The following is a 3,203-nucleotide window of genomic DNA, read 5'->3' on the forward strand; positions in this document are numbered from 1 at the left end:
GATCGACTCCCTCTGACTCCTAATGGTAAGGTTGACCGTAAGGCTTTGCCAGAGCCTGACAGGATACGCCCAGAATTTGAAGAAACCTATATTGCACCTCAAACAACCGTTGAAAAACAATTGGCTGGGATCTGGGCGCAAGTACTTGGCTTAGAAAAGGTAGGTATAAATGACAAATTCTTTGAGCTGGGTGGAGATTCTATTCTCAGTTTTCAAGTCATATCCAAAGCAAACCTTGCAGGACTATACCTCACACCCAAACAATTGTTCCAGCACCAAACCATTGCTGAACTAGCAACAGTTGCTAGCACTAACATCTCAATGTCAGCCGAACAAGGTTTGGTAACTGGCTCATTTCCCTTAACACCCATCCAGCGCTGGTTTTTTGAAGAAAATTTTTCCAATTATCATCACTACAATCAAGCTGTTTTACTAGAGGTACAACAAGCACTCAATCCAGTACTTCTGGAGCAAGTAATACATTATTTGCTACGACACCATGATGTTTTGCGATCGCAATTCATCCAAGAATCATCAAAATGGCAGGCAATGATTGGGGAATTTGAACAGGTGGCGCCAATTACAGTTATCGATTTATCTACATTACCTCCAGAAAGTCAAAGTGCCGCCATTACTGCGACTTGCAGCGAACTCCAAGCCAGCCTTAATCTATCTAGACAATTGCTGCGAGTTGCTTTATTAAATCTTGGTATCAATCAGCACAACCGTCTGTTTATTGTGATTCATCACTTGGTTGTAGATGGAGTCTCTTGGCGGATTTTATTAGAAGACTTGCAGACAGCTTACGCACAGCTAAGTCAGGGTGAAACAATCAAATTACCGCCAAAAACTACTTCTTTCAAACAATGGGCTGACCAACTGCAACAATATGCTCAATCAGCACTAGCACAAGAGGAAATGGATTATTGGTTGCAAATCCGGGATCAGCCCTGTTCCTCCCTACCTGTAGATTATCCAGGTGGGAATAATATAATGAGTTCTGCTGGAAGTGTCACAGTTACCTTGAGTGCAGAAGAAACCCAAGCCCTGTTGCAAGATGTGCCAGCCGCTTACCGGACTCAAATCAATGATGTGTTGCTTGTAGCACTCGTACAGGCATTTGCCAAGTGGACTGGACAAACCACCCTGTTATTGGACTTGGAGGGACACGGCAGGGAAGAAATATTAACAGATGCAGACATCTCGCGGACAATCGGTTGGTTTACCAGTCTATTTCCAATTGTGTTGAGTGTAGAAGAGACTAGCAACCCCGGAGAAGCCTTAAAGATAGTAAAAGAGCAACTGCGGCAGATACCAAATCGGGGTATCGGCTACGGAGTGCTGTACTACCTCAATGAAGATAGGAGAATGACTGATGTATTGCGTTCTCTACCTAAAGCAGAAGTGATTTTTAATTACCTGGGTCAACTAGACCAAGTATTAAATACATCTTCAATGTTTAAATTTGCTAGTGAATCTGATGGTAGCAACCAAAGCGATCGCAATCATCGGTCATACTTGCTCGAAATTGACGGCAGTATTATTTCAGGTCAGCTGAAATTGCAGTGGCGTTACAGTCATAACTTGCACAAACAATCCACAGTGGAAACTCTAGCGCAGGGGTTTATCGAGGCATTGCGCTCTATAATCGCCCACTGTCAATCTCCCGAAGGAGTTGGTTTTACGCCTTCTGATTTCCCTTTGGTGCAGTTAAACCAAACGGAACTCGATTTAGCTTTGCAACAAATTTCATTTTAAGGGAGAGAAACAAGATGAGCTTAAAAAATATTGAAGATGCTTATCCCTTATCTCCGATGCAACAGGGGATGCTGTTCCACAGTATTTATGCTCCCAACTCTGGTGTTTACATAGAACAGACGTGCTTTGAGTTGCATGGAGCATTAAACGTTACTGCCTTTAGCCAAGCTTGGCAGCAAGTGATAACTCGTCATCCCGTGTTAAGAACCGCCTGCATATGGGAAAACTTAGAAAAACCTCTTCAGGTAGTCTGTCGGGAGGTCAAATTCCCCTGGCAACAGCTAGATTGGCGAGAAATATCTCCAACTGAGCAACAACAACGCTTAGAAACCATTTTGCAAGCAGAGCGCCAACATGGTTTCTTACTCTCCCAAGCCCCACTGATGCGCTTCACACTAATTCGCTTGGCAGAAGAAGTTTATCATTTCTGTTGGAGTCATCACCATCTGTTACTTGACGGATGGTCGGGGCCTAACGTCTATGAGGAAGTTATTGCTTACTACAGAGCTTTTTGCCAAGGCGAAAATCTTCACTTACCTGTACCCCGTCCTTATCGGGATTACATTGCTTGGTTGCAACAACAGGATGTTTCTCAAGCCGAAGCTTTTTGGCGAAAGACACTTTTAGGTTTAACATCTTCCACTCAACTGGGAATTAGTTCAATTGGATACCAAACCGAGCAACAACAGGATTACAAGGAACAAGAATTGAAATTGTCTCCTACGACAACTGCTGCTCTTAATTCCTTTGTCAAACAGTATCAACTCACCCTTAATACCTTAGTGCAGGCAGCTTGGTCACTGCTACTGAGCCGTTACAGCGGTGAAGAAGATATACTTTTTGGAGCTACAGTTTCTGGTCGTCCTCCTGCCTTAGTCAATGCAGAATCTATGATCGGGCTATTTATCAACACTTTGCCAGTCAGGGTGCAAGTTAGTCCCAAGCAAGAATTGCTCTCTTGGCTGCAACAACTGTTCGCTCAACAAGTTGAGGCTCGTCAGTATGAGTACGCGCCGTTAGTGGATATACAGAAGTGGAGTGAGGTTCCGGCTAATCTGTCCTTATTTGACAGTATTGTGGTGTTTGAAAATTACCCTCTAGATGAAACATTGGCACAGCCGGATTTAAACATCCAAATTAAAAATATACAGGTATTTGAAAAAACTAATTATCCGATAACTCTAAGTATTATTCCAGGCAGAGAGTTATTATTTAAGATTGCCTATCAAGAGAACGATCGCTTTGATGTTTTCAGCATCAACCAGATGTTAGGACACCTGCAAACACTGCTGGAAAGCATGATTGCTAATCCCTATCAGCACTTAGAACAATTATCACTGTTAACCTCAGCAGAACAACAGCAATTAGCAGAGTGGAATAACACGCGAACTGAATATCCGCAAGAAAAATGCATCCATGAGTTGTTTGAGGCGCAAGTAAAAGAA

At 43.0% G+C, this 3,203-nt stretch carries 2 protein-coding genes; both read left to right on the forward strand.

Annotated features, from left to right (window positions below):
• Positions 1-1,758 (forward strand): condensation domain-containing protein (locus RM368_RS38115; RefSeq protein ID WP_322698872.1); only part of this gene is annotated, 1,758 nt, incomplete at its 5' end.
• 14 nt (positions 1,759-1,772) lie between these two features.
• The coding region (locus RM368_RS38120) for a condensation domain-containing protein (RefSeq protein ID WP_322698873.1) at positions 1,773-3,203 on the forward strand (1,431 nt) is incomplete at its 3' end.

The sequence above is a fragment of the Nostoc sp. DedSLP03 genome (genome assembly GCF_034530815.1).
GTDB lineage: Bacteria > Cyanobacteriota > Cyanobacteriia > Cyanobacteriales > Nostocaceae > Nostoc.